Origin of the sequence: Stutzerimonas stutzeri, assembly GCF_024448895.1 — a bacterium.
GTDB lineage: Bacteria > Pseudomonadota > Gammaproteobacteria > Pseudomonadales > Pseudomonadaceae > Stutzerimonas > Stutzerimonas stutzeri_Q.
The window spans coordinates 482,767-505,307 of sequence record NZ_JAMOIC010000001.1 but is presented as its reverse complement, the minus strand read 5'-3'; the positions used below and the strand labels follow the sequence as shown (position 1 = coordinate 505,307).

Annotated in this window: 17 protein-coding genes; 9 read left to right on the top strand and 8 right to left on the bottom strand. The window is 62.4% G+C overall.

Annotation, left to right across the window (positions count from 1 at the left end; genetic code table 11):
• Positions 1–42: 42 nt before the first annotated feature.
• Both NA619_RS02300 and NA619_RS02295 read right to left on the bottom strand, forming a co-directional pair.
• On the bottom strand, positions 43–756 hold the full coding sequence (locus NA619_RS02300) for a 4'-phosphopantetheinyl transferase family protein (protein WP_255959522.1): 714 nt from the start codon (positions 754–756) through the stop codon (positions 43–45).
• A 513-nt stretch (positions 757–1,269) separates the two neighbouring features.
• Positions 1,270–2,172, bottom strand: coding sequence for an HTH-type transcriptional regulator ArgP (locus NA619_RS02295; RefSeq protein WP_255959519.1), 903 nt, complete (start codon positions 2,170–2,172; stop codon positions 1,270–1,272).
• A gap of 124 nt (positions 2,173–2,296) precedes the next feature.
• On the opposite strand from NA619_RS02295, the gene NA619_RS02290 reads away from it, so the two are divergent.
• Both NA619_RS02290 and NA619_RS02285 read left to right on the top strand, forming a co-directional pair.
• On the top strand, positions 2,297–2,923 hold the full coding sequence (locus NA619_RS02290) for a trimeric intracellular cation channel family protein (RefSeq protein WP_255959518.1): 627 nt from the start codon (positions 2,297–2,299) through the stop codon (positions 2,921–2,923).
• A gap of 128 nt (positions 2,924–3,051) precedes the next feature.
• Positions 3,052–5,805, top strand: coding sequence for a response regulator (locus NA619_RS02285; RefSeq protein ID WP_255959516.1), 2,754 nt, complete (start codon positions 3,052–3,054; stop codon positions 5,803–5,805).
• A 250-nt stretch (positions 5,806–6,055) separates the two neighbouring features.
• Here the strand turns inward: NA619_RS02285 and ggt are convergent, their stop codons facing one another.
• On the bottom strand, positions 6,056–7,849 hold the full coding sequence (gene ggt / locus NA619_RS02280; RefSeq protein WP_255959514.1) for a gamma-glutamyltransferase: 1,794 nt from the start codon (positions 7,847–7,849) through the stop codon (positions 6,056–6,058).
• Between the two features lie 232 nt (positions 7,850–8,081).
• On the opposite strand from ggt, the gene cysM reads away from it, so the two are divergent.
• The 6 genes from cysM to NA619_RS02250 all read left to right on the top strand — a co-directional run bounded on the left by cysM (position 8,082) and on the right by NA619_RS02250 (position 15,834).
• A complete protein-coding gene (gene cysM / locus NA619_RS02275; protein WP_255959512.1) occupies positions 8,082–8,981 on the top strand; it encodes a cysteine synthase CysM in 900 nt (299 codons plus the stop codon).
• Positions 8,982–9,008: 27 nt separating this feature from the next.
• Entirely contained in the window at positions 9,009–10,364 is a 1,356-nt protein-coding gene (gene rlmD, locus NA619_RS02270) for a 23S rRNA (uracil(1939)-C(5))-methyltransferase RlmD (RefSeq protein ID WP_255959510.1), read from the top strand.
• A gap of 96 nt (positions 10,365–10,460) precedes the next feature.
• Positions 10,461–12,707 (top strand): GTP diphosphokinase, encoded by a 2,247-nt coding sequence (relA, locus tag NA619_RS02265; RefSeq protein WP_255959506.1) that lies wholly within the window; start codon positions 10,461–10,463, stop codon positions 12,705–12,707.
• An 829-nt stretch (positions 12,708–13,536) separates the two neighbouring features.
• The gene (gene mazG / locus NA619_RS02260; RefSeq protein WP_255959505.1) at positions 13,537–14,367 is read left to right on the top strand and encodes a nucleoside triphosphate pyrophosphohydrolase; all 831 of its coding nucleotides are present in this window, start codon (positions 13,537–13,539) and stop codon (positions 14,365–14,367) included.
• 120 nt (positions 14,368–14,487) lie between these two features.
• Positions 14,488–15,027, top strand: a complete 540-nt coding sequence (locus NA619_RS02255; RefSeq protein ID WP_255959504.1) for a DUF2058 domain-containing protein — start codon at positions 14,488–14,490, stop codon at positions 15,025–15,027.
• Between the two features lie 657 nt (positions 15,028–15,684).
• A complete protein-coding gene (locus tag NA619_RS02250; RefSeq protein WP_255959502.1) occupies positions 15,685–15,834 on the top strand; it encodes a hypothetical protein in 150 nt (49 codons plus the stop codon).
• A 6-nt stretch (positions 15,835–15,840) separates the two neighbouring features.
• On the opposite strand, the gene NA619_RS02245 is transcribed toward NA619_RS02250, so the two are convergent.
• On the bottom strand, positions 15,841–16,518 hold the full coding sequence (locus NA619_RS02245; protein WP_255959501.1) for a phosphoribosyltransferase: 678 nt from the start codon (positions 16,516–16,518) through the stop codon (positions 15,841–15,843).
• A gap of 3 nt (positions 16,519–16,521) precedes the next feature.
• Entirely contained in the window at positions 16,522–17,853 is a 1,332-nt protein-coding gene (locus tag NA619_RS02240) for an erythromycin esterase family protein (RefSeq protein WP_255959500.1), read from the bottom strand.
• Between the two features lie 184 nt (positions 17,854–18,037).
• On the opposite strand from NA619_RS02240, the gene NA619_RS02235 reads away from it, so the two are divergent.
• The gene (locus NA619_RS02235; protein ID WP_122164329.1) at positions 18,038–18,271 is read left to right on the top strand and encodes a hypothetical protein; all 234 of its coding nucleotides are present in this window, start codon (positions 18,038–18,040) and stop codon (positions 18,269–18,271) included.
• A 7-nt stretch (positions 18,272–18,278) separates the two neighbouring features.
• On the opposite strand, the gene pdeM is transcribed toward NA619_RS02235, so the two are convergent.
• The 3 genes from pdeM to NA619_RS02220 form a co-directional block, all read right to left on the bottom strand.
• Positions 18,279–18,935, bottom strand: coding sequence for a ligase-associated DNA damage response endonuclease PdeM (gene pdeM / locus NA619_RS02230; RefSeq protein WP_255959497.1), 657 nt, complete (start codon positions 18,933–18,935; stop codon positions 18,279–18,281).
• A 677-nt stretch (positions 18,936–19,612) separates the two neighbouring features.
• The gene (locus NA619_RS02225) at positions 19,613–22,213 is read right to left on the bottom strand and encodes a ligase-associated DNA damage response DEXH box helicase (protein WP_255959495.1); all 2,601 of its coding nucleotides are present in this window, start codon (positions 22,211–22,213) and stop codon (positions 19,613–19,615) included.
• A complete protein-coding gene (locus NA619_RS02220) occupies positions 22,210–22,503 on the bottom strand; it encodes a hypothetical protein (RefSeq protein WP_255959493.1) in 294 nt (97 codons plus the stop codon). Before NA619_RS02220 ends, NA619_RS02225 begins: the two co-directional genes overlap by 4 nt.
• Positions 22,504–22,541: the final 38 nt, after the last annotated feature.

Below are 22,541 nucleotides of genomic sequence, written 5' to 3'. Positions count from 1 at the left end.
TTGCACCACGTAGGACGGGTTGAGCTTGCGATACCCATCAGCTCACGCCGGAATGCTCACCAGACTCAGCAGATAATCCTCGAATTGCACGAATTGCCCGTCCAGCTCAGCGCCTGATTTCCATTCATCCGACAGGTCGCTCAGCAGACGCAGGCGGGCGTGGCCGGTGTTGTCGTGGTGGATGAGTTCGGCTTCCTGGAAATAGAAGCGCTTATTCACCAGTGGGTAGAGCGCCTTGAACAGGCTTTCCTTTATTGAAAAGGTCAGGGTCACGAGCAGTGCGCGCTGGGCCTCGTCCAACTCGGCGTAACCCTCAAGCTCCCGCGGGGTGAGGATTTCGGCAACGAGGCGGTCGGCGCGGGCGGCGGGCAGCCGTTTTTCCACATCTAGCCCGAGACCGCGCCACTGTTCGCGGCATGCCACGACGGCCGCCGCCCAACCGGCACCATGAGTTATTGACCCGACCGCTCCCGTCGGCCAGCAGGGCGAACGATCTTCGTTCACCGCTGGGGTGGAGGGCTCGCCGGTCGCCTTGCGCAGGGCTTCGCGGGCGCATATTCGACCGGCGAGGAATTCGGTCTGACGTTTGCTCACGGCGCTCATGCTCGGCACGCCGCAGCGGGGGAAGTCCTCAGGGTCGAGCAGGGTGGGATCGAAACGGGTGCTGATCAACTGCACGCCCGGCAAGGCAAAGGGCAGCGGCCAGTGATCCTGCAAAGGTGAGCAGCAAGCTGGATGATGTGAAATAGGCGTCATGGCGTAAGTTTGCCTCACTGCTTGGGCCGACGCAGCTCGCGATGCGCGCTCGTTCTTCGCGTAGTTGGAATACGGCTATGTGGCCCCGGTGTTTTTCGCTGCCTTTGATCGCCAGCAAGCTGGCTCCTACGGATTCATTTAGGGTTGGGATGGCCCCACCGTTTCTTTACCAGCCCCAGCACGCGCATCGCAGCATCGGCTTGCATGCTCTTCGCATAGTTTGAATGCAACTACGAGGCCCCGGTGTTTTCCGCTGCCTTTGATCGCCAGCAAGCAGGCTCCTACGGATTCATCTAGGGCCGGGATGGCCGCGCCGTTTCTTCACCAACCCCAGCACCCGCATCGCAGCATCGGCTTGCATGCTCTTCGCATAGTTTGAATGCAACTACGTAGCCCCGGTGTTTTTCGCTGCCTTTGATCGCCAGCAAGCTGGCTCCTACGGATTCATTTTAAGGGTCGGGATAGCCGCACCGTTTACTTGCTAACCCCAGCGCAATACCGGCTTGCACGCGATTACGTTCCTTCAGGTCGCGCAAGAATTCTTGGCGCAGCCTCGACGATCTGGCGAGAGAGATTTTCCATGCGCGGCGATTGCACCTTCCAGGTGTGCCAGTACAAGGCAATATCCAGTGGCGCATCGGGGGCCAGATCGACCACGGCGCCATCACTCTTCGGATCGGGTAACAGCAGCTCCGGCACCATGCCATAGCCGAGGCCGAAGCGGATCGCACTGAAACGCGGCTCGGCGCCGGGGACGTAATGACAGGGGTAGGCACCGTCGGGCAGGCCCAGATGCTGCAGCAGAAAGGAGGACGTGAGGCGGTCGCGACGGGTATAGGCGACCACCGGCGCGTGGCGCGCAGCATTGCGATTGAGCCCGTTGGGGAAGTACTGCTGGCGAAAGCCGCTGGAAGCTACTAGTCGGTAGCGCATGCTGCCCAGCGCGCTCGCCGTACAGCCTCGCATGGGTTTGGGTTCGGTGCTGATGCAGCCGATGGCCAGGCCTGTCTCGAGCAGGCTGTAGGTGTGGTCCTGATCCTCGACGGTGAGATCCAGCAGCACCCGCTCCTTGAGCAGCACTTCGGCCAGCGCGGGGAAAAACCAGGTGCCGACGCTGTCAGCGTTCAGCGCTGCAACGACTACCAGCGGCGCGTCACTGCGTTCGGCGAGTTCGGCCATCAGGTCTGCTTCGAGCAGGGTGGCGCGCTTGAGGTATTGCATCAGGCGCTGGCCGGTTTCGGTCGGGCGGCAGGGCCGGCTGCGAACCACCAGTGCACTACCCAGCGCACTTTCCAGCGCACGTACCCGCTGTGAGATGGCCGGTGGCGTCAGGTGCAGCCGTAGCGCGGCCTGCTCGAAACTGCCGGTGCGGATTACGGCGCGGAAGGCCTCGGTCTGCTTGGGGTCGAGATTCAAGAGATTTCGCTCTGATTAAGTAAATATTTGTATAGCCTAAATTTCTTTAGCCAGGACTAGTATTCCGCAGTCTGCCCCATACTGGCGCAACTTTCAGTTGCCTTGCCCCTTATGGAGTCGCTCCGTGACCTTGCTGCACATCATCTACCTCATTGCGATCACTGCCGAAGCCATGTCCGGCGCCATCATGGGCATGCGTCGCGGCATGGATCTGTTCGGCATCTGCATGCTAGGCACGGTAACGGCCCTGGGCGGTGGTACGGCGCGCGACGTTCTGCTCGGGCACTATCCGGTAGGCTGGATCGCAAACCCCGAGTACCTGGCGTTCACCATCGGAGCGGCCATCGTCACGGCGATGGTTGCGCGGCACATGCATCACCTGCGGCAGGTCTTTCTTCTCGTTGATGGCCTCGGCCTGGTGGCTTTCACGGTGATCGGTTGCGGGGTAGGCATGGAGATGGGCGCGCACCCGGCCATCGTGGTGCTGGCTGGTGTGATAACCGGCGTGTTCGGTGGCCTGCTGCGCGACATCCTCTGCAATCAGGTGCCGATGGTGTTGCAGCGGGAGCTTTACGCCACGGTGGCATTGTTCACCGGTGTGCTTTACGTCAGTTTGCTGTGGCTGGGCGTCAGTACCGAAATTGCCTCCTTGGCCACGATCTGCGCAGGGTTCCTGTTCCGCGTGCTGGCCATGACCTTTCACTGGAGGCTCCCTCACTTTCAGGAGCGCGACATACAAGGACTGGACTGATTGATGGCTGCGTCTGCTGGCCATCCATCGATGGATTGATAGCACCCCGTCACCCGGTGGCTCTGGCATGCAGATTCCCGCTCGACGAGCCGCTACACTAGCGGCCGGTCAACCAGGGGAATGGATCCGTGCTTAGAGACCTAGGAATCAAGAGTCGCGTGCTGGTGCTGATTTTGCTGCCCAGTACGGTGTTGGCCGTGGCGCTTGGCATTTATTTCACCTGGATGCAGCTGTCGGAAATGCGCCATCAGCTCGATGCGCGCGGCGAGCTGATCGCCGAACAGCTCGCTCCTCTGGCAGCGCCGGCCATGGCGCAAGGCTATGGCAAGCGGTTGCAGCGAATCCTCAATCAGGTGCTGGATCAGCCCGATGTGCGGGCCGTGTCGATTCTCGATGTCGAACGCAACCTGCAGGCTCACGCCGGCCCGAAGATGATCACGCCCTCGCCACCCAGCGACCCGGAAGCGCTGACTCAGGTCAGCAGCGTCGATACCACGCGCATTCTGCTTCCGGTGCTGGGCAAGCACCTGAATCTTGCCGCCGACAATCCGGAAAACGATCTTCGTCAGATCGGCTGGCTGGAGCTGGAGCTGTCCCATCAGGGCACCTTGTTGCGCGGTTACCGCAGCCTGTTCACCAGCCTGCTGCTGATCGGTGCGGGGCTGATCATCACCGCACTTCTGGCGCTGCGCATGAGCACGGCCATCAGCAAGCCGTTGCACAAGGTCAAGGTGGCGGTCGCACAACTCAAGGACGGTTATCTGGAAACCCGCCTGCCCGCGCTCGGCAGCCATGAAATGGACGAGGTAGCAGCGGGCATCAACCGCATGGCCGAGGCCTTGCTCAGTGCGCGCGAGGAACTGCAGCAGAGCATCGACCAGGCCACCGAAGACGTGCAGCAGAATCTGGAAACCATCGAGATCCAGAACATCGAGCTGGACCTGGCGCGCAAGGAAGCCCTGGAGGCCAGCCGCATCAAGTCCGAGTTCCTGGCCAACATGAGCCATGAGATCCGCACGCCGCTCAATGGCATCCTCGGCTTTACTCATCTGCTGCAGAAAAGCGACCTGACGCCACGGCAGCAGGACTACCTGTCGACCATCGAGAAATCCGCGGACAGCCTACTGGGCATCATCAACGAGATACTCGACTTCTCTAAAATCGAGGCCGGCAAGCTGGTGCTCGATAGCATTCCGTTCAATCTGCGCGACCTGATCGAAGACACCCTGACCATTCTCGGCCCCGCGGCGCATTCCAAACATCTCGAACTGGTCAGCCTGGTTTACCGCGATACGCCGCTGTCGCTGGTTGGCGACCCGCTGCGGCTCAAGCAGGTGCTGACCAATCTGGTCAGCAACGCCATCAAGTTCACCAACGAGGGCACGGTAGTCGTGCGTGCGATGGTCGAGGACGAGCGTTCCGATCGCGCCCAGCTGCGTATCAGTGTGCAGGACACCGGCATAGGCCTGACCGATCAGGACCTGCGCGCCTTGTTCCAGGCCTTCAGTCAGGCCGACAACTCCCTGTCCCGCCAGCCGGGTGGTACAGGACTGGGGTTGGTGATTTCCAAGCGCCTGATCGAGCAGATGGGTGGGGAAATCGGCGTCGACAGCATTCCGGAGGAGGGCTCCGAATTCTGGATCAGCCTGAGCCTGCCCAAGGCGCGTGACGATATCGAGGATCTTCCGCGGGCGGGCCTGCTGGGGCGTAAGGTCGGCCTGCTCGAACAGCATCCGCTGGCACGTCAGGCGCTTCAGCATCAGCTGGAAAGCTGTGGCATGGAAGTTTTGCCCTTCGACAGCCTCGACCTGCTGCAGGGCGCGGTCGCCGGGGCGCAGATCAGCGACCGGCCCATCGAGATCGCGGTGCTTGGCGTCACTCATCGGGAGATCGCGCCGCAGCAACTGAGCCAGCGACTGTGGGAATTCGAAGGCCTGGGCTGCAAGTGCATCGTGCTGTGCCCGACCAGCGAGCAGGCGCAATACCACGACGCGCTGCCCGAGTCGCACACCCATGCCCAGCTGCAAAGCAAGCCGGCCTGCACACGCAAGTTGCAGCGCGTATTGCTGGACCTGCTGCGTCCGCCGCAAGCGCTGGTCGAGAGCGTGGCGATACCGGAAACCCGTCCGCCCCGCGTGCTTTGCGTTGATGACAACCCGGCCAACCTGCTGCTCCTGGAGACGCTGTTGACGGACATGGGGGGCGAGGTGGTCGCCGTCAGCAGCGGTCAGGAAGCGCTCGAAGCGGTCAAACGCAAGTCCTTCGATCTGGTGTTCATGGACGTGCAGATGCCCGGCATGGACGGCCGCCAGACCACCGAGGCGATCCGTCACTGGGAGAATGACAGTGGTCAGTCACCGATGCCAATCGTCGCGCTCACTGCCCACGCCCTGTCCAACGAAAAGCGCTCCCTGTTGCAGGGTGGGCTGGATGATTACCTGACCAAGCCGATCAGCGAGCGGCAGTTGGCCCAGGTGATATTGAAGTGGACCGGGCTGCCCCTGGCGCGCAGTTTTCTCGCAGCGCCCGCTGAGGTGCTGCTACCGGAAAACACCCTCAAGGTGCTGGACTCGGAAGAGGGGTTGCGTCTGGCAGCGGGCAAGGCGGATCTCGCTGCGGACATGCTGAGCATGCTGCTGGCGTCGCTGGAGGATGACCGCCAAGTGATACGTGCGGCGCGGCAGACCAATGACCGGCAGGCGATGATCGACCGTATCCATCGCCTCCACGGGGCTACCCGCTATTGCGGTGTGCCGCAGTTGCGCGCGGCCTGTGAGCGCAGTGAGACCTTGCTGAAACAGAACCATCCAAGCTCGGCCCAGGCGCTGGATGATCTCGACGAAGCCATCGAAAGCCTGGAGAACGTGGCTCGCGTCGTTTAGTGCGAATGTCGTCCACTTGGGCGCATTCGCCCGAGGTCGGCCCTCCCTCAAGAGCAGCAGATGAACTCTTGATCTGTAGGAGGCGCGCCCTCGCGGGGGATACGGGCCTATGGCCTATCAGGGACTGAAAAGCTTCGCCCCGAGGTCAGGCCTCATACAAGAGCAGCAGATGCACCCTCGATCTGTAGGAGGCGCGTCCCGCGACGATTGCAAGCCGCAGGACTGCCCAAAAGGCTAGCTACGCAGCGCCTCACTCACCCATCACAACACCTTCGCGGCGAGGATCGGCACCGCCGAACCAGCCAGTGTCGGTGCGCTGGATCGCTTGCAGGCCGCTGGTCATTTCCATCTCGTTGACCTCATGGCCGCGCGCTTTCAATGCTTCCACCGTTGCGGCCGGGAAGCGGCCGGCTTCGAGCACGGTCGGGCCGTTGAAGCTGCCGAAGTTCGGCAGATCGATCGCGCGCTGCGCATCCAACCCCCAGCCATACATGCCCAGCAGAGTTTTCGCGGTGAAGTGGATGATCGCCGCGCCGCCGGGTGAGCCAACGCTCGCCAGCAGCTGCTCGCCGGAAGCGTCGAAGACCAGCGTCGGACTCATGCTCGAACGCGGACGCTTGTTGGGTTCGACCCGATTGGCTACCGGCCGCCCCTGATCGTCACGCGGCTCGAAGGCAAAGTCGGTGAGCTCGTTGTTCAGCAGATAGCCACCGGGCAGACCGGTGCCGCCATCGTTGAGCAGCCGCGAGCCGAAGGCCTGCTCGATGGTGGTGGTCATGGCCAGCGCATTGCCTTCCGCATCGACGATGCTGATGTGGCTGGTGCCGTACTCCGGCTGCGTCGGCTGTGGCGCAAAAGCGACAGGCATCTCGCCGGGTTCGCCCGGTTTGGCAGTCCCCATGCTGCGCGGCCCGATCAGCGCGGCACGCTGCTTAAGATAGTCCGGGGCGAGCATGCTGTTCCACGTGCGTCCGGGCACCGGTACGAAATCAGGGTCGGCGAGGTACATGGCGCGATCTGCGTAGGCCAGCCGAGCCGCTTCGGTATAGCGATGCAGGAATTCGGAGCCTGGTACGCCCTGATCAAGCGCCGGCAGCGGTGGCAGCTGTTCGAGGATGCCGAGAATCTGCATCTGCGTGATGTGCCCAGAGGAGGGCGGCGGGAAGCCGCAGACCTGGTAGCGCTGCTGCCAGAGGTTGCACAAGGCATCGCGCTGGCGCGGCTTATACACCTCCAGATCGCTCAAGGTCATGGCGCCGGCGTTTTGGTGCTCCGTGACTTGGCGGACCAGGGACTGGGCGTTGGCGCCACGGTAGAAGGCCTCGCTGCCGTTGTCGGCAATATTCTTGAGCAACGCGGCGAGCGCCGGGTTTTGCAAGCGGTGGCCGACTGGCCAGGGCGTGCCGTCCGGCTGGTAGTAGAAGGCCGCGGCTGACGGATTGCTCCGAAGTGACGGGTCGCTTGCCAGCAAGCCCTGCAGACGGGGGCTGATCTCAAACCCGTCCTCGGCAAGCCGGATCGCGGGCTGCAGCAGCTCCCGCCAGGGCAGCTTGCCGTATTGCCGGTGCGCCTGTTCGAGCATCTTCACGGTGCCCGGAACGCCGACCGATCGCCCCCCGACCACCGCTTCCTGGAAATCCATGGGCTTGCCGTCAGCCTTGATGAAAAGATTTTCGTCAGCGGCTGCCGGGGCGGTTTCGCGTCCGTCCAGAGCGGAAACGGTTTTGCCGTCCCAATGCAGCAGGAAGGCGCCGCCACCGAGGCCACTGGATTGCGGCTCAACCAGCGTCAGCACCATCTGCACGGCAACAGCCGCATCCATCGCGCTGCCGCCGGCCTTGAGTATCTGGTAACCCGCCTCGGTAGCCAGCGGGTTGGCCGCGGCCACGGCAAAGCGCTCGGTAGCCCAGCCCGGCTTGGCCGTGTAACCGCTGGACGCCTCCGGCGCGGGCGGCGTCTGGCTCGGTGGCCCCTCGGGGTGGGTGCAGGCGGCAAGTCCGGCGAGCAGAAAGGGAACGACCAGAACATGAGGTCTGACGGGCATCGGGTGTTTCCTTGTGGCAAGGATCGGAGGGGACTGTTTATAGGCCTAGACCACTGACAACTATCTGCCAAGCTTGATCGCTGCGTCTGTTTCGGCGCGTCAGTCATTGCGCTCGGTTGCAGCATGCGCCCATGAGTGGATTGCCAATAGGCCGAGGCCGAGCGGTCTGCCCGTGTCGGGTCGTTGCCGGTATCATGTGCGCCTTTCCGAGGCCGTGCGGTTTATCGACGCCATGACAATTCAGTACCCCACCATTGCCGATTGCGTCGGCAACACCCCTCTGGTTCGCCTGCAGCGTCTGCCCGGCGAAACCAGCAATACCATTCTGGTCAAGCTCGAAGGCAACAATCCGGCCGGTTCGGTCAAGGACCGGCCGGCGTTGTCAATGATCGCGCGCGCCGAAGCGCGTGGTGACATCAAGCCTGGCGATACCCTGATCGAAGCCACCTCCGGCAATACCGGCATCGCCCTGGCCATGGCGGCGGCCATCAAAGGCTACAAGTTCATCCTGATCATGCCGGATAACTCCAGCGCCGAGCGCAAGGCGGCCATGACCGCCTATGGTGCCGAGCTGATTCTGGTGAGCAAGGAAGAGGGCATGGAAGGTGCCCGCGACCTGGCCGTGAGGTTGGCAGCCGAAGGGCGTGGCAAGGTGCTCGACCAGTTCGCCAACGGCGACAATCCCGAGGCGCACTACAGCAGTACCGGGCCCGAACTCTGGCAGCAGACCAACGGAAGGATCACCCATTTCGTCAGCTCCATGGGCACCACCGGCACCATCATGGGCGTCTCGCGCTATCTCAAAGAGAAGAACCCCTCGATCGAGATCATCGGCCTGCAGCCCATGGAGGGCGCCTCGATTCCAGGCATCCGTCGCTGGCCGCAGGAATACCTGCCGAAGATCTACCAGGCAGACCGAGTCGACCGCATCATCGATATGGCGCAAGCCGAAGCTGAGCACGTGATGCGTCGTCTGGCCCGCGAAGAAGGCATCTTCTGCGGTGTGTCGTCTGGCGGTTCCGTCGCGGCGGCGCTGCGCCTGTCGCGGGAAGTCGAGAACGCGGTGATCGTTGCGATCATTTGCGACCGTGGTGATCGCTACCTGTCGACGGGCGTGTATGACCAGCCCTGATCCGATGCTCAACGGCGGTAGCTGCTGATGGCCAAACGCAGCAGTGGGTTGCGCTTCCAGCCCAGCGGCGGTGAGAAAAAACCGCAGATCCCGACGGGCAAGAAGCAGCGGCTGAGTATTCAGCGGCTGGCAAACGATGGTCGCGGAATCGCATTTGTCGACAATCGCACTTGGTTCGTCGAAGGGGCTTTGCCCGACGAAGAGATCGAGGCGCGCGTGCTGAACGCGCGCAGCCAGATCGTCGAAGCCCGCACCGAGCGGGTTCTTGGAGCCAGCAAGCTGCGCCGCCCCGAGCCCTGCCAGCATGCGCGTGTCTGCGGCGGCTGCAACCTGCAGCACCTGAGTGCGCACGATCAACTTGAGTTGAAGCAGCGCAGCCTGGCCGAGCAATTGTCGCGAGTGGCGGCCATCGAACCACAGCAATGGGCCGCGCCGCTCAGCGGCCCGGAATTCGGCTATCGGCGCCGGGCCCGGCTGGCGATCCGCTGGGATCACAAGACACGTCGGCTGGATGTAGGCTTTCGCGCCAGTGCCAGCCAGGACATCGTCGCCATTCAGGAATGTCCGGTGCTGGTACAGCCCTTGCAGACGATGCTGCCTGCATTACTGGGTGTGTTGCACGCGTTGGAGAAGCCACAGGCCATTGGGCATCTGGAGTTGTTCAGCGGTACGGCTGTCGCGGTGTTGGTGCGCCATACCGCTGCGCTGGCAGCGACGGACTTGCAGCGTCTGACCGCCTTCTCTCAAGAGCAGGATGTGCAGCTCTGGCTGCAAGGCGAGGGCGCGCCGCAACCGCTGGACCCTGCGTATCGGCTGGGTTACCGACTACCCGCGTGGGATCTGGAACTGGCCTGGCGGCCCGGGGATTTCGTTCAGGTCAATGCGCCCGTGAACGAAGCGATGGTGGCGCAGGCGCTCGACTGGCTTGCACCGCAAGCGGGCGAGCGGGTTCTGGATCTGTTCTGCGGGCTGGGTAACTTCTCCATGCCGTTGGCTCGAAAGGGTGCGCAGGTGGTCGCGATCGAAGGCGTGGGCGAGATGGTCGAGCGGGCCCGCACCAATGCGGAGCGCAACGGTCTGGATACTGCGCACTTTTATAAGGCGGATCTGTCGAAGCCGCTTATCGAGGCGCAGTGGGCAGGCGGGGGTTTTCAGGCGGTGCTGCTCGATCCGCCACGCGATGGCGCGTTGGAAATAGTCCGGCAGATGGCGACTTTAGGAGCACGGCGTGTGGTCTATGTTTCGTGCAATCCTGCAACCCTGGCACGTGATGCCGCCGAGCTCATCGCTCAGGGCTATCAGCTCAAGCGAGCCGGGGTGTTGGACATGTTTCCACAGACGGCGCACGTCGAGGCCATGGCACTCTTCGAGCGGCCTGCATAAGCAGAATTTTTGGCAGGCGAACGGCCTGCAGTTCAGTCGACCGGCTCTTAGAAAGCCGGCGTATTTGGCGCAGATGATGCGCAGAGGGAAGGATAGATGGTCCAGGTCAGAGCGCTTCAGCCGATCAACACCGACGGCAGCATCAACCTCGATGGCTGGCTCGATCATGTGCTGGGGATGGACCCGGCACTCGACCGCGACGCACTCAAGCAAGCCTGTGAATTCGCCCGAGCGGCGGAGCAGCAAGCCAATGCAGCACAGAACCTCTGGAGTGAAGGCACCTCCAGTTACCAAACCGGGCTGGAGATCGCTGAAATCCTGGCGGACCTCAAGCTCGATCAGGACAGCCTGGTCGCCGCAGTGATCTACCGTGGCGTCCGCGAAGGCAAGATTCAGCTGGCGGACGTGCAGCAGCAATTTGGCCCAGTGGTGGCCAAGCTGATCGAAGGCGTGCTGCGCATGGCGGCCATCAGCGCCAGCCTCAACTCCCGCGAGTCGCTGGTGCTCGGGACCCAGACCCAGGTGGAAAACCTGCGCAAGATGCTCGTCGCCATGGTTGATGACGTGCGTGTCGCGCTGATCAAACTGGCCGAACGAACCTGCGCCATCCGCGCAGTGAAGAACGCCGACGATGACAAGCGCCACCGCGTCGCCCGCGAAGTCTTCGACATCTATGCGCCGCTGGCTCATCGCTTGGGCATCGGCCATATCAAATGGGAGCTGGAGGACCTTTCCTTCCGCTACCTCGAACCCGAACAGTACAAGCAGATCGCCCAGTTGCTGCACGAGCGCCGGCTGGATCGTGAGCACTACATCCAGAACGTCGTCCAGCAGCTCAAGGACGAACTGACCGCCACCGGCATTCACCCGGATATCGACGGCCGCGCCAAGCACATCTATTCCATCTGGCGGAAGATGCAGAAGAAGGGGCTGCAGTTCAGCCAGATTTACGATGTTCGCGCAGTTCGCGTGCTGGTGCCGGAGGTGCGCGATTGCTACACCGCGCTCGGCATCGTGCATACTTTGTGGCGGCACATTCCCAAAGAGTTCGACGATTACATCGCCAACCCCAAGGAAAACGGTTATCGCTCGCTGCATACGGCAGTGCTCGGCCCTGAGGGCAAAGTGCTGGAGGTGCAGATCCGTACCCAGGCCATGCACGAAGAGGCCGAGCTCGGCGTCTGCGCGCACTGGCGCTACAAGGGCACGGACGTCAATTCCGGCTCCAACCACTACGAAGAGAAGATCGCCTGGCTGCGTCAGGTGCTCGAGTGGCACGAAGAACTGGGCGACATCGGCGGTCTGGCCGATCAGCTGCGCGTCGATATCGAGCCTGATCGTGTCTATGTCTTCACGCCGGACGGGCACGCCATCGACCTGCCCAAAGGCGCGACGCCGCTGGACTTCGCATATCGTGTGCACACCGAGATCGGCCACAACTGCCGGGGCGCCAAGATCAACGGGCGCATCGTGCCGCTCAACTACAGCCTGCAGACCGGCGAGCAGGTCGAGATCATCACCAGCAAGCACGGCTCGCCAAGCCGCGACTGGCTGAACCCCAACCTCGGCTACATCACCACTTCACGCTCCCGGGCCAAGATCGTGCACTGGTTCAAGCTGCAGGCCCGTGATCAGAACGTGGCGGCGGGCAAGGCATTGCTTGAGCGTGAACTGGGGCGCCTCGATCTGCCGCCGGTGGATTTCGACAAGCTGGCAGAAAAAGCCAACCTGAAAACCGCCGAGGACATGTTCGCCGCACTGGGCGCCGGTGACCTGCGCCTTTCGCAACTGGTCAACCACGCCCAGCAGCTCGTAGAGCCGGACAGCCATTCTGCCGATCAGCTGGAGCTGATCCCTCGCCGGCCGACGAGCACCAAGCCGGGCAAACGCGGTGATGTGCAGATCCAGGGTGTCGGCAATCTGCTGACCCAGATGGCTGGCTGCTGCCAGCCGCTGCCGGGCGATCCCATCGTCGGCTACATCACCCTGGGCCGCGGCGTCAGTATCCACCGACAGGATTGCGCCTCGGTGCTGCAGCTGTCCGGACGCGAGCCGGAGCGGATCATTCAGGTCAGCTGGGGCCCGATCCCGGAGAAGACCTACCCGGCCGACATTGTCATCCGCGCTTACGACCGTTCCGGTCTGCTGCGAGACGTCTCGCAAATCCTGCTCAACGAGCGGATCAACGTACTGGCCGTGAATACCCGCTCGAACAAGGAAGACAGCACGGCCCAGATGACGCTGACCATCGAGATCCCGGGGCTGGATGCGTTGGGTCGATTGCTCAGTCGGATCTCGCAGCTGCCCAATATTATCGAGGCCAAGCGCCAGAGAACCACCTGACCTGCTCCGCTCGGCCATACGCCGTTGCAAGCTGCTGAAAAATGCTCATTGGCAGAAGCCAACTCCGCTTTTTCAGCAAGCTTGCGCCTTGTCTGGTCTTCGCTCGCGACGGTCAGGCTTGCGATGGTCCGAGCTGCTGCGCTCGATCTGGCGTTGTTGAGTGCCTACCGAAAAATGCTCATTGGCAACAGCCACTCCGCTTTTTCGGTAGGCCCTCGCCTAGCCAGCTCTTCGCTCGCGACGCTCGTGGCCAGGCGCTCGTAAATTCATGATGAATGGGTTAGGCGTCATCCACCCTGCGTGGCGCGACGTCCCACACCGATCCCACCGTAGGATGGCGTTGACCGAAGCGATACCCATCAATCTGGAGCCATCACCGATGGGTATCGCAAGCTCCACCCATCCTACGTCTGCTCCAGCACCGTAGGGTGGATGTCGCTTTTCACATCCACCATAAGGATGTAAGGCCGGGCTAAAATCGTTATGGGCGGTGCTCGGTGGATGGGTGAAGGTCATCCATCCCTCCTGGCGCGACGTCCCACACCGATCCCACCGTAGGATAGCGTTGAGCGAAGCGATACCCATCAATCTGGAGCCTCACCGATGGGTATCGCAGGCTCAACCCATCCTACGTCTGCTCCAGTGTCGATTTGAAAGCGTTTATCGAGACACCTATTGCGCACCGTAGGGTGGATGTCTCTTTTCACATCCACCATAAGGATGTAAGGCCGGACTAATATCGCTATGGGCGATGCTCGGTGGATGGAAGAGGCGTCATCCGTCCAACAATGGCCTCAGCTTCAATCTCCGGCTTTGATCGAGGAATTCCATGTACCAACTCAACGACCTGCTGCACCTGATGGCCCGGCTGCGTGATCCAAAGCATGGCTGCCCGTGGGATCTGCAGCAGGACTACGCCAGCATTGTCCCGCATACGCTGGAAGAAGCGTATGAGGTGGCGGATGCCATCGAAAGCGGCGATTTCGATCACCTGCCGGGGGAGTTGGGCGATCTGCTGTTTCAGGTCGTTTATTACAGCCAGCTGGCCAAGGAAGAAGGGCGGTTCGAGTTCGATGCGGTGGTCGACGGCATTACCCGCAAGCTGTTGCGCCGACATCCTCATGTGTTCCCCGACGGCGATCTTTACGGCTCTCCCGAGTTGCCGCGCCTGGACGAGGCGGCGATCAAGCAGCGCTGGGAAGCGATCAAGGCCGAGGAGCGTGCGGAGAAATCTACGGCGCCCGAACAGCTTTCCTTACTCGACGACGTACCGAATGCACTGCCGGCTCTGAGCCGGGCTGCCAAGTTGCAGAAGCGTACCGCGCAGGTTGGCTTCGACTGGCCGGATGCTCTTCCGGTGGTCGACAAGGTCCGCGAAGAACTGGATGAAGTGCTCGAAGCCATGAGCGAGAACGACCCCGAAGCCATAGCCGAGGAGATCGGCGATCTGCTGTTCGTCGCGGTGAATCTGGCGCGGCATTTGAAGGTCGACCCAGAGAATGCGCTGCGCGCAGCAAACCGCAAGTTCGAACGGCGTTTCCGCTTCATCGAGCAAGCCTTGCGGGAAAGTGGCCGACCCATCGCGAATTGCGGCCTCGAAGAGTTGGATGCGCTGTGGGGCGAGGCCAAGAAAGCCGAGCGATCGTCGTCCTGCGGTTGAGACGATGGTGATCGAGTAGGGTGGATGTCGTATCTCGTATCCACCACAATGCTGCCGGCGGATCGATACGCGCGATCTGCCCTACGTCTAATTTGAATTCACGACGAGACGAGCCGACACATGAGTCTTTCCCTTCGCGATCAGCTGCTCAAAGCCGGGCTGGTCAATGAGAAACAGGCCAAACAGGCCGGCAAGCAGCAGCAGAAACAGCAGCGTCTGGTGAAGAAAGGCCAGATCGAAAAAGACGACTCGCAGCGCGAAGCAGCACTGAAAGCACAGGCTGAAAAGCTCGCTCGCGATCAGGAGCTCAACCGTCAGCAGCAGGAAAAGGCCGAGCAGAAAGCGCGCACCGCGCAGGTCAAGCAATTGATCGAAGGCAGCCGCTTGCCCAAGTTGACCACCGAGGACTACTACAACTTCGTCGACGACAAGAAGGTCAAGCGGCTGTCGGTGAACAAACTGATGCGGGACAAGCTTTCCAGCGGCTCGCTGGCCATCGTCCGGCATGGGGGAGGCTATGAGGTTATTCCGCGGGAGGCGGCCTTGAAGATTCAGGAACGCGACCCGCGCCGCATCGTGCAACTCAATACCCAGACCGAAGCGCCGGATGCGGACGACCCATACGCCGCTTATCAAATCCCTGATGATCTGATGTGGTAACGGACCTGCCCGAGGTCGATGCATATAACGTCGATGTGTAGAGCTAGCATGCTCGCGATCAGTAACGACCGCGTGGGTGCGGGATCGCCAGCAAGCTGGCTCCTACAAGAAGGATGCAGCCGGCTTATCAGCGTGATGATGAATTGGTGTGGTAATTCCTCCTGCCTGACCCGGCGCTCGTGTAGGAGCGAGCTTGCTCGCGATCAGATAGCCGCATGGGTGCGGGATCGCCAGCAAGCTGGCTCCTACAAAACGGAGGCAGCAGGCATATCAGGGTGATGATGATTTGATGCTGTAACTTCTCCTGCCTGAACCGGCGCTCGTGTAGGAGCGAGCTTGCTCGCGATCAGATAGCCGCATGGGTGCGGGATCGCCAGCAAGCTGGCTCCTACAAAACGGAGGCAGCAGGCTTATCAGCGTGATGATGATTTGATGCTGTAACTCCCCTTGGCTGAACCGTCGCCCACGTAGGAGGGAGCATGCTCGCGATCAGAAACGACCGCGTGGCTGCAGGATCGCCAGCAAGCTGGCTCTTACAAGGAAAGAAATAGCCATTGGTGCGTCCAGCGCCCGACAGAAGGACGGATTTATGCCGGCCAGACAGCCTCTACTGCTATAGCCCATCCGGGCTAATCGGTTACAGCAGGAGGACGCGATATGGAAACCACCCCTTACTCGGACGACAAGCTCACCTGGCACGCCCAGGGCGTACCCGGTGATCCGGAAGAGCCCGGCGTGCCGGATCTGCCGAGCGAGCCCGGTGAGCCGACCCTTCCGGATCAGCCACCGCCAGCGCCTGTGGCCTGATTCGCGTCAAGCAGGCGATCTCTCCGAAACCCGTGCGAGCAGGTCGATCACCTGCTCGTCGCTGGTTTGATCGAAGTTGCCGTAGTGACAGCCCACCCCGATGAAAGGCTCCGGCATCGCCAGGCAGACCAATTCGTCCACATCTGATCTCAGCATTTCCATTTCTGCACGCGGACCGACCGGTACTGCGAGCACGATCCTGCTCGGCTTCGATTGCCTCAGGCCCTTGAGCGCAGCCCTCACGGTTGCTCCGGTCGCCACGCCGTCGTCGATCAGAATGACGCAGCGGTCGCCGATATGTGGCGCAGGCCGATTACCGCAATAGCGCTGACGCCTGCGCTCCAGCTCGCTCAATTGACGCTGCATTTCTTCCTCGAACCAGTTCGGTGGCGGTGCGATCTGGCTGAGCAGCTCCTGATTGATCACCCACTTGGGCTCGGCGCCGTCAATTACTGCTCCCAGCGCAAGCTCTTCGTTGCCGGGCGCGCCGATCTTGCGCACCAATACGAGATCGAGCGGGGCGCCGAGTACACGCGCGACCTCGAACGCCACCGGCACGCCGCCTCGTGGCAAGGCGAGTACCAGCGGGTGTCGGTCCGCCAGGTGGTGCAGGGCCTCGGCCAACTCCTGGCCCGCATGGCAGCGGTCGCGAAACAGATGAGCTTCGGGCATGAAGGCGCGCATGGTTCACTCTCCGAACGGGTAGGTATCCGGAACGATCTGATCATCGATCTCCTGTGGCCCAATAGGCGCCACCGCTGAGGTCTGTTCGAGCCAGATCAACGCATCGAACTGCTCTGAAAGTATGGCCTGGAAATAATGGCTTTGCCGCTCGGTGGCCGGCCGATAGATCACGCCGATAGCGCGCTCCAGGCGTGGTCGTGCCAACGCCGCTCGTAACTGAGGGTTGTCGCGCCAGCTGGTCAGCGATGCAGGAATGCCGGTACGCAGGAACAGCTGCTCCCAGCTGTCCGGACGAGACGGGCGAACCTGTTTGATCTGCATCGGCTCGTCCCAATCGTCCGCCGCTGCGACTTCACCGCGGTCGGTCGCCATGCCTATCAGCACCGCGTCACGGCCAAACGCGGTACGGCACAACTCGCCGATATTGAACTCGCCGCCCCAACCCATGGACGTCGATGCGGCGTTGCCGATATGCGAGTTATGCGCCCACACCACGGCCTTGGCGTCGCCGCCGCGGTGGTCCAGCAGGGCGTGCAGGGTGTCGAACATGTGCCTGTCACGCAGGTTCCATGATTCCGTCGAGCCCCGGTACATGGCGCGGTAATACTGTTCGGCGGCAAGCACGACGCGGGCGTTGCGTTCGGCATTGAAAAAGCTGCCGCCGTCCCGCTGCAGGTATTCGAGTTGCTGGTCCAGCAGCGCGCGGAGTTGCTCGACCACCTCATCCTCGCAGGACGGCTCGCCCAGCATCACCTTGCGCCCGTAGGTTGCGGGCTCTTCGTGCCATGGGCTGAGACAGCCGTAGCGACGGCGCGCGGCGCTGGCCGCTTGCGGGTCGATTCGGTCGAGGTAGTCGAGCACCTCCCGAATTGACGTACCGAGGCTGTAGACGTCCAGCCCACGGAATTCGACCCGCTGCTCCGGTGCCAGTGCTTCGTTATGGTTGCGCAGCCAGCCGGCGAAACCCGAGACGTCCTGGTTCCGCCACATCCAGCTCGGGAAACGCTTGAACCCTTCCTCGACCCAATTCGGCTGTTGCAGATGCCGCGTGTAGCGATCGATCTTGGCTGCGTCTGGCCAGTCCGCTTCCACGGCGATAATGTTGAAGCCGTGCCGCTCGACCAGCCGTCGGGTAATGGCCGCTCTGGTGCTATAAAACTCCGACGTACCGTGGCTGGCTTCGCCGATCAACACCACACGGGCATCGGCGAACGCGCCGAACAGTTCGCCGAACGCAGGATCTTCGATCGATGGCAGCGGGGCCGCATGGCGGCGGAGCATCTCGACCAGATCGTCTTCGGTCGGCTCCGAAAGTTGTGGGCGTGATTGGTTCATGACCTCGTCCCCAGCTTGCTCTCTAGCGAAAGACCGATGCCGCAATGGCCCTGTTCAGACCGTTCGGCAGGTCATCCGATCAAGCGCAAGCGGCAGAACTGAAAGCGACGGACTAGTCTCTAAACAAAGCAACGCCCAGATCGGTGAGCGGTTTACCGACGGCGATAGAAATAAGGGGGCATGCATGACGACTTGGATCATCGCGTACAGCAAAGACGGCAACACTTCCATTCTCAGGACCGAGTCCGATCGTCAGCCGGATATAGACGAGGCGGTGGCGCTGGTAACCCAGAAAGCCGAACAGGACTATGCAGGAGAGGAGGACGCCTACGAGCACGACCCGGATGTCGAAGAAACCCCGGCCACGCGCCTGGCCGAGCGGTTCGGCATCACCGTGACCGGAATCTCGCAGGCCTGATCCCCGGTCAGCCCACGCGCCAGACCGCACCATCCCCTACCACGAACAGACGCCGGCCCGGGTCGGCGTCTATTTCCATCATTCCTGTAAAGCTGCCGAATGCTGGCAGCAGGCTGAGCCGCTCGCCGACGCAGAAGCAGGGCAGGCGCAGGCTTTGCCGCCCTCGTCCGGTAAGGCGAAACGCCGGGTGAAGATGGCCGGCCAGGACGTGATGCGTGGGATGCGGGTCGGGTTCGTGCTGCAGAGCGAACGGGCCGAGCAATAGCGGCTCGGGCACAACGTTCATCCCCAGGCTTGTCGGCGGATCCCCGGCGCGCCGGTCGTGGTTGCCGCGGATCAACGTGATCGCAAGGCCTGGGTGCCTGGCTCTCCATTCGTGCAACTGCGCGAGAATCGCTGGCGTCTGCGATTCCGGGGCGTGAAGAAAATCCCCGAGAAAGATCAGCTGCTCGCAGCGGTACCGACCGAGCAGGACGTCGAGCCGTTGCAGATTCGCCTGTGTGGTGCCCTGCGGCACCGGCTGGCCCAGACGTCGGTAGGCGGCGGCCTTGCCGAAATGGATGTCGGCGATCAGCAGTGCCTGTTGTTCCGGCCAATAAATGGCTTTGTCGGCGAGCAGCCAGAGCTCGGAATTTTCAAGTTGAATCGACAGGTAAGGGTTCATTGCCGCAGTTTATCTCAGGCTCTGCGCGCGCCGACTGGCAGATCGCGGCTGACGGGCTCGGGTTGTGCCTTTGGGCCGTGGTCTGTTGGGGCGCGGTGCGGATGACCCGTCCACGAATTGAGTTGTGACGCTGAAGCACGATCTTGTCTGGCTATCGTTGCCGTGCTTTGCAGAGATTTCCAGTTCCGGAAGTCCTGAGTTCGCATCGCCGCGGGGCATTGCTCCCCAGATTGGGGTTTACTTGCTGTTTTTTGTGGGAGGCCACACCCCGGGGGGGAAGCTTTGGCTTTTGAGCGGGCGGAAACACTTACTTGCCGCGGGGCGTTGCTCCCACAGATTGGGGTTTACTTGCTGTTCTTTGTGGGAGGCCACACCCCGGGGCGAAGCTTTGGCTTTTGAGCGGTCGGAAACACTTACTTGCCGCGGTGCGCGCCCTCCCACTGACCGGCCTGTACATGCTGTTCTTGTGGGAGGCCTCACCGCGGGGCGAAGTTTTGGCTTGAGCGGACGGAAAACACGTATTCGCCGCGGTCGCGCCTCCCGTTGATCGGGGTGTACTTGCTGTTCTTTTTGGGAGGCCCAATCCGGGGCGAAGCTTTTTGCTGTCGGGTGAGCAAAAAACCACGCTCCTGCAGGCAGCTTACCTCGGATCGGGGCGCGTGCCACCTCCGTGGTCGTTAGGTTTTCGGCTTCTTCAAGCGCGGGGTACCGTCCTTTGTCGCCCGAGGTTTGCGCTTGGGGCTGGTCTCGCGCTCGACAGCGATATTGGCGTCCGCCTCTGGCTGATAGCCGCCGGGACCAGCCGCCTTGTCCAGCTCGGCGACCATGCGGCGGATGCGGTCGGCCAGTTTTTCCGAACTCATGCTTTCGCGAAAGCGTTCGACCATCAACGGAAACGCAAGCGGCGTGGTGCGTTTGACCTGATGGATGTCCAGTTGGCGCCCTTGCAGCCGGCTCATGGTCTGCTCCAGCCGCTCGACCTCCAGTTCCTGGCGCAGCACTTCTTCCTCGGCCTGGGTCAGTAAAAGGTTGGCCGGGTCGTACTGGCGAAACACGTCGAAGAACAGGCCGCTGGAGGCCTGGAGCTGGCGCGCGCTTTTCTGCGCGCCGGGGTAGCCGGAGAAAACCAGCCCCGCGATGCGCGCGATCTCCCGGAAGCGCCGGCGCGCCAGTTCGCCAGCGTTGAGACTGGCGAGCACGTCCTGCAGCAGATTGTTCTGGCTGAACAGTGCGGGCGTCAGCCATTTCAGCCAGTCCACCTCGGTCGCAGAAAGCAGTTCGAAACCGTAGTCGTTGACCGCAATCGAAAAGGTCAGCGGCTGCTGCTGGCCCATGCGCCAGGCCAGCAGGCTTGCGAGGCCCAGATGTACATGGCGGCCGGCGAAAGGGTAGAGGAACAGGTGCCAGCCCTCGCGGGACTTCATCACCTCGGCCAGTAACGTGGTTTCGGTGGGCAGCGCAGACCAGTCCATCTGTACGCGGAGCAGGGGCTCGACCAGGCGCATCTCGTCACTTTCGAAACGGCCACGCGAGGCGGCGCCGAGTTGTTCCACAACCGCATCGGCCAGTTCGCTCGATAGCGGCATACGGCCGCCGTTCCAGCGGGGCACGGCGGCCTTCTTACCCGTGGCGCGGCTGACGTAGGCGGTCATGTTTTCGACCCGCACCAGCTCCAGCAAACGGCCGCCGAAGAGAAAGTTGTCGCCCGGTCTCAGGCGCGCGATGAAGCCTTCCTCGATAGTGCCCAGCGAGCGGCCGCTGCCGCCCTTGGCCCAGAACTTCACCGTCAGGCTGGCATCGCTGACGATGGTGCCGATGCTCATGCGATGGCGCAGCGCCACACGGCGGCTCGGTACTTTCCACAGCCCGGTGTCGTCCGGCTCGACACGCTGGTAATCCGGGTAGGCGGTCAGGGAATGTCCGCCGTGCCGTACGAAGGCCAGCGCCCATTGCCAGTGATCGTCAGTGAGATCGCGGTACGACCAGGCCTGCCTAACCTCATCGAACAATTCTTCCGGACGAAACCCACCGCCCAGCGCCATGCTCACTAGGTGCTGCACCAGTACGTCCAGTGGTCGATGGGGCGCGCTGCGGGCTTCGATGCGGCGTTCGGCGATCGCGATCTGGGCGGCAGCGGCTTCCACGACTTCGACGCTGTGTGTAGGCACCAGCGTGACGCGGGAGGTCTGGCCCGGCGCATGCCCGGAGCGACCGGCCCGCTGCATCAGCCGCGCCACGCCTTTGGGCGAACCGATCTGCAGGACCCGCTCGACGGGTAAAAAATCGACCCCGAGATCCAGGCTCGAGGTGCAGACTACCGCTTTCAGCGCACCTTGTTTGAGGCCCAGCTCCACCCAATCGCGAACCTCTCGCGCCAGCGAGCCGTGGTGCAGGGCGATCAGCCCGGCCCAGTCCGGTCGCGCGCCGAGGATCGCTTGGTACCAGATCTCCGACTGCGAGCGGGTATTGGTAAAGACCAGCGTTGTGGCCGCCGAGTCGATCTGCTCGACCACTTGCGGCAGCATGCGCAGCCCGAGATGGCCGGCCCAAGGGAAGCGTTCGATGCTCGGCGGCAGCAAAGTATCGACCCGCAGATCCTTGTCGACCCGACCTTGCACCAGCTTGCCGCGCCCCGGATGCAACAACACCTCCAGCGCATGGGGCTGGTTGCCGAGGGTCGCCGACAGCCCCCACACGATGAGCCCCGGCATCCACTGACGAAGCCGCGCCAGCGCCAGTTGCAGCTGCACGCCACGCTTATTGCCCAGCAGCTCATGCCACTCGTCCACCACCAGCATGCGCAGGCCCGCAAAGGCCTGGCGCGCATCGGCACGGGTCAGCAGCAGGGTCAGGCTTTCCGGTGTGGTCACCAGCGCGGTGGGCAGCCTTCGGCCCTGGCGCGCTCGTTCTGAACTGCTGGTGTCGCCGGTACGCAGGCCGATGCTCCAGTTGATGCCCAGATCATCCAGCGGTGCTTGCAGAGCCCGCGCGGTATCGGCCGCCAATGCGCGCATCGGGGTGATCCAGAGGACGGTGAGGGGAGCGGGTTTGTCTGCCGCCTTTGGCTGCGGTTCGTCAGCGGTGTGCCTTGCGGCCTGGGCAAACCGATTCAAAGCGCCCAGCCAAACGGCGTAGGTTTTGCCCGATCCCGTCGTGGCGTGAAGCAGGCCGGATTGACCGTTCTTTACCGCCTCCCAGACCTCGCGTTGGAAGGGGAACGGCTGCCAGGTGCGGTTGGTGAACCAACCTACCGCTAGAGAGGCGGGTGGCGTACTCATACCTCTAAAACCACCGAATCCAAGCGAAGGGCGTGCTTCTGCTCTTCGTAGGCGCGCGCTCCCTCGCGATCCTGGGGTTCTGTGTGGGCGACGATCGCCAGCAAGCTAGCTCCTACACGGGAGTCGTGCTTCTGCTCTTCGTAGGAGCGAGCTTGCTCGCGATCTTGGGGCTCCGCAGGGTTGCTGATCGCCAGCAAGCTGGCTCCTACACGGGAGTCGTGCTTCTGCTTTTCGTAGGAGCGAGCTTGCTTGCGATCTTGGGGCTCCGCAGGGTTGGTGATCGCCAGCAAGCTGGCTCCTACGTGGGACTCGTGCTTCTGCCTGACTT

Excerpts from the sequence above, each read along its gene's own strand:
- NA619_RS02245 (WP_255959501.1), bottom strand. The coding sequence starts at position 16,518 with ATGCGCGCCTTCATGCCCGAAGCTCATCTGTTTCGCGACCGCTGCCAT.
- relA (WP_255959506.1), top strand. The coding sequence starts at position 10,461 with ATGGTCCAGGTCAGAGCGCTTCAGCCGATCAACACCGACGGCAGCATC.
- NA619_RS02300 (WP_255959522.1), bottom strand. The coding sequence starts at position 756 with ATGACGCCTATTTCACATCATCCAGCTTGCTGCTCACCTTTGCAGGAT.
- NA619_RS02235 (WP_122164329.1), top strand. The coding sequence starts at position 18,038 with ATGACGACTTGGATCATCGCGTACAGCAAAGACGGCAACACTTCCATT.
- rlmD (WP_255959510.1), top strand. The coding sequence starts at position 9,009 with ATGGCCAAACGCAGCAGTGGGTTGCGCTTCCAGCCCAGCGGCGGTGAG.
- NA619_RS02255 (WP_255959504.1), top strand. The coding sequence starts at position 14,488 with ATGAGTCTTTCCCTTCGCGATCAGCTGCTCAAAGCCGGGCTGGTCAAT.
- ggt (WP_255959514.1), bottom strand. The coding sequence starts at position 7,849 with ATGCCCGTCAGACCTCATGTTCTGGTCGTTCCCTTTCTGCTCGCCGGA.
- cysM (WP_255959512.1), top strand. The coding sequence starts at position 8,082 with ATGACAATTCAGTACCCCACCATTGCCGATTGCGTCGGCAACACCCCT.
- NA619_RS02240 (WP_255959500.1), bottom strand. The coding sequence starts at position 17,853 with ATGAACCAATCACGCCCACAACTTTCGGAGCCGACCGAAGACGATCTG.
- pdeM (WP_255959497.1), bottom strand. The coding sequence starts at position 18,935 with ATGAACCCTTACCTGTCGATTCAACTTGAAAATTCCGAGCTCTGGCTG.
- NA619_RS02225 (WP_255959495.1), bottom strand. The coding sequence starts at position 22,213 with ATGAGTACGCCACCCGCCTCTCTAGCGGTAGGTTGGTTCACCAACCGC.
- NA619_RS02250 (WP_255959502.1), top strand. The coding sequence starts at position 15,685 with ATGGAAACCACCCCTTACTCGGACGACAAGCTCACCTGGCACGCCCAG.
- mazG (WP_255959505.1), top strand. The coding sequence starts at position 13,537 with ATGTACCAACTCAACGACCTGCTGCACCTGATGGCCCGGCTGCGTGAT.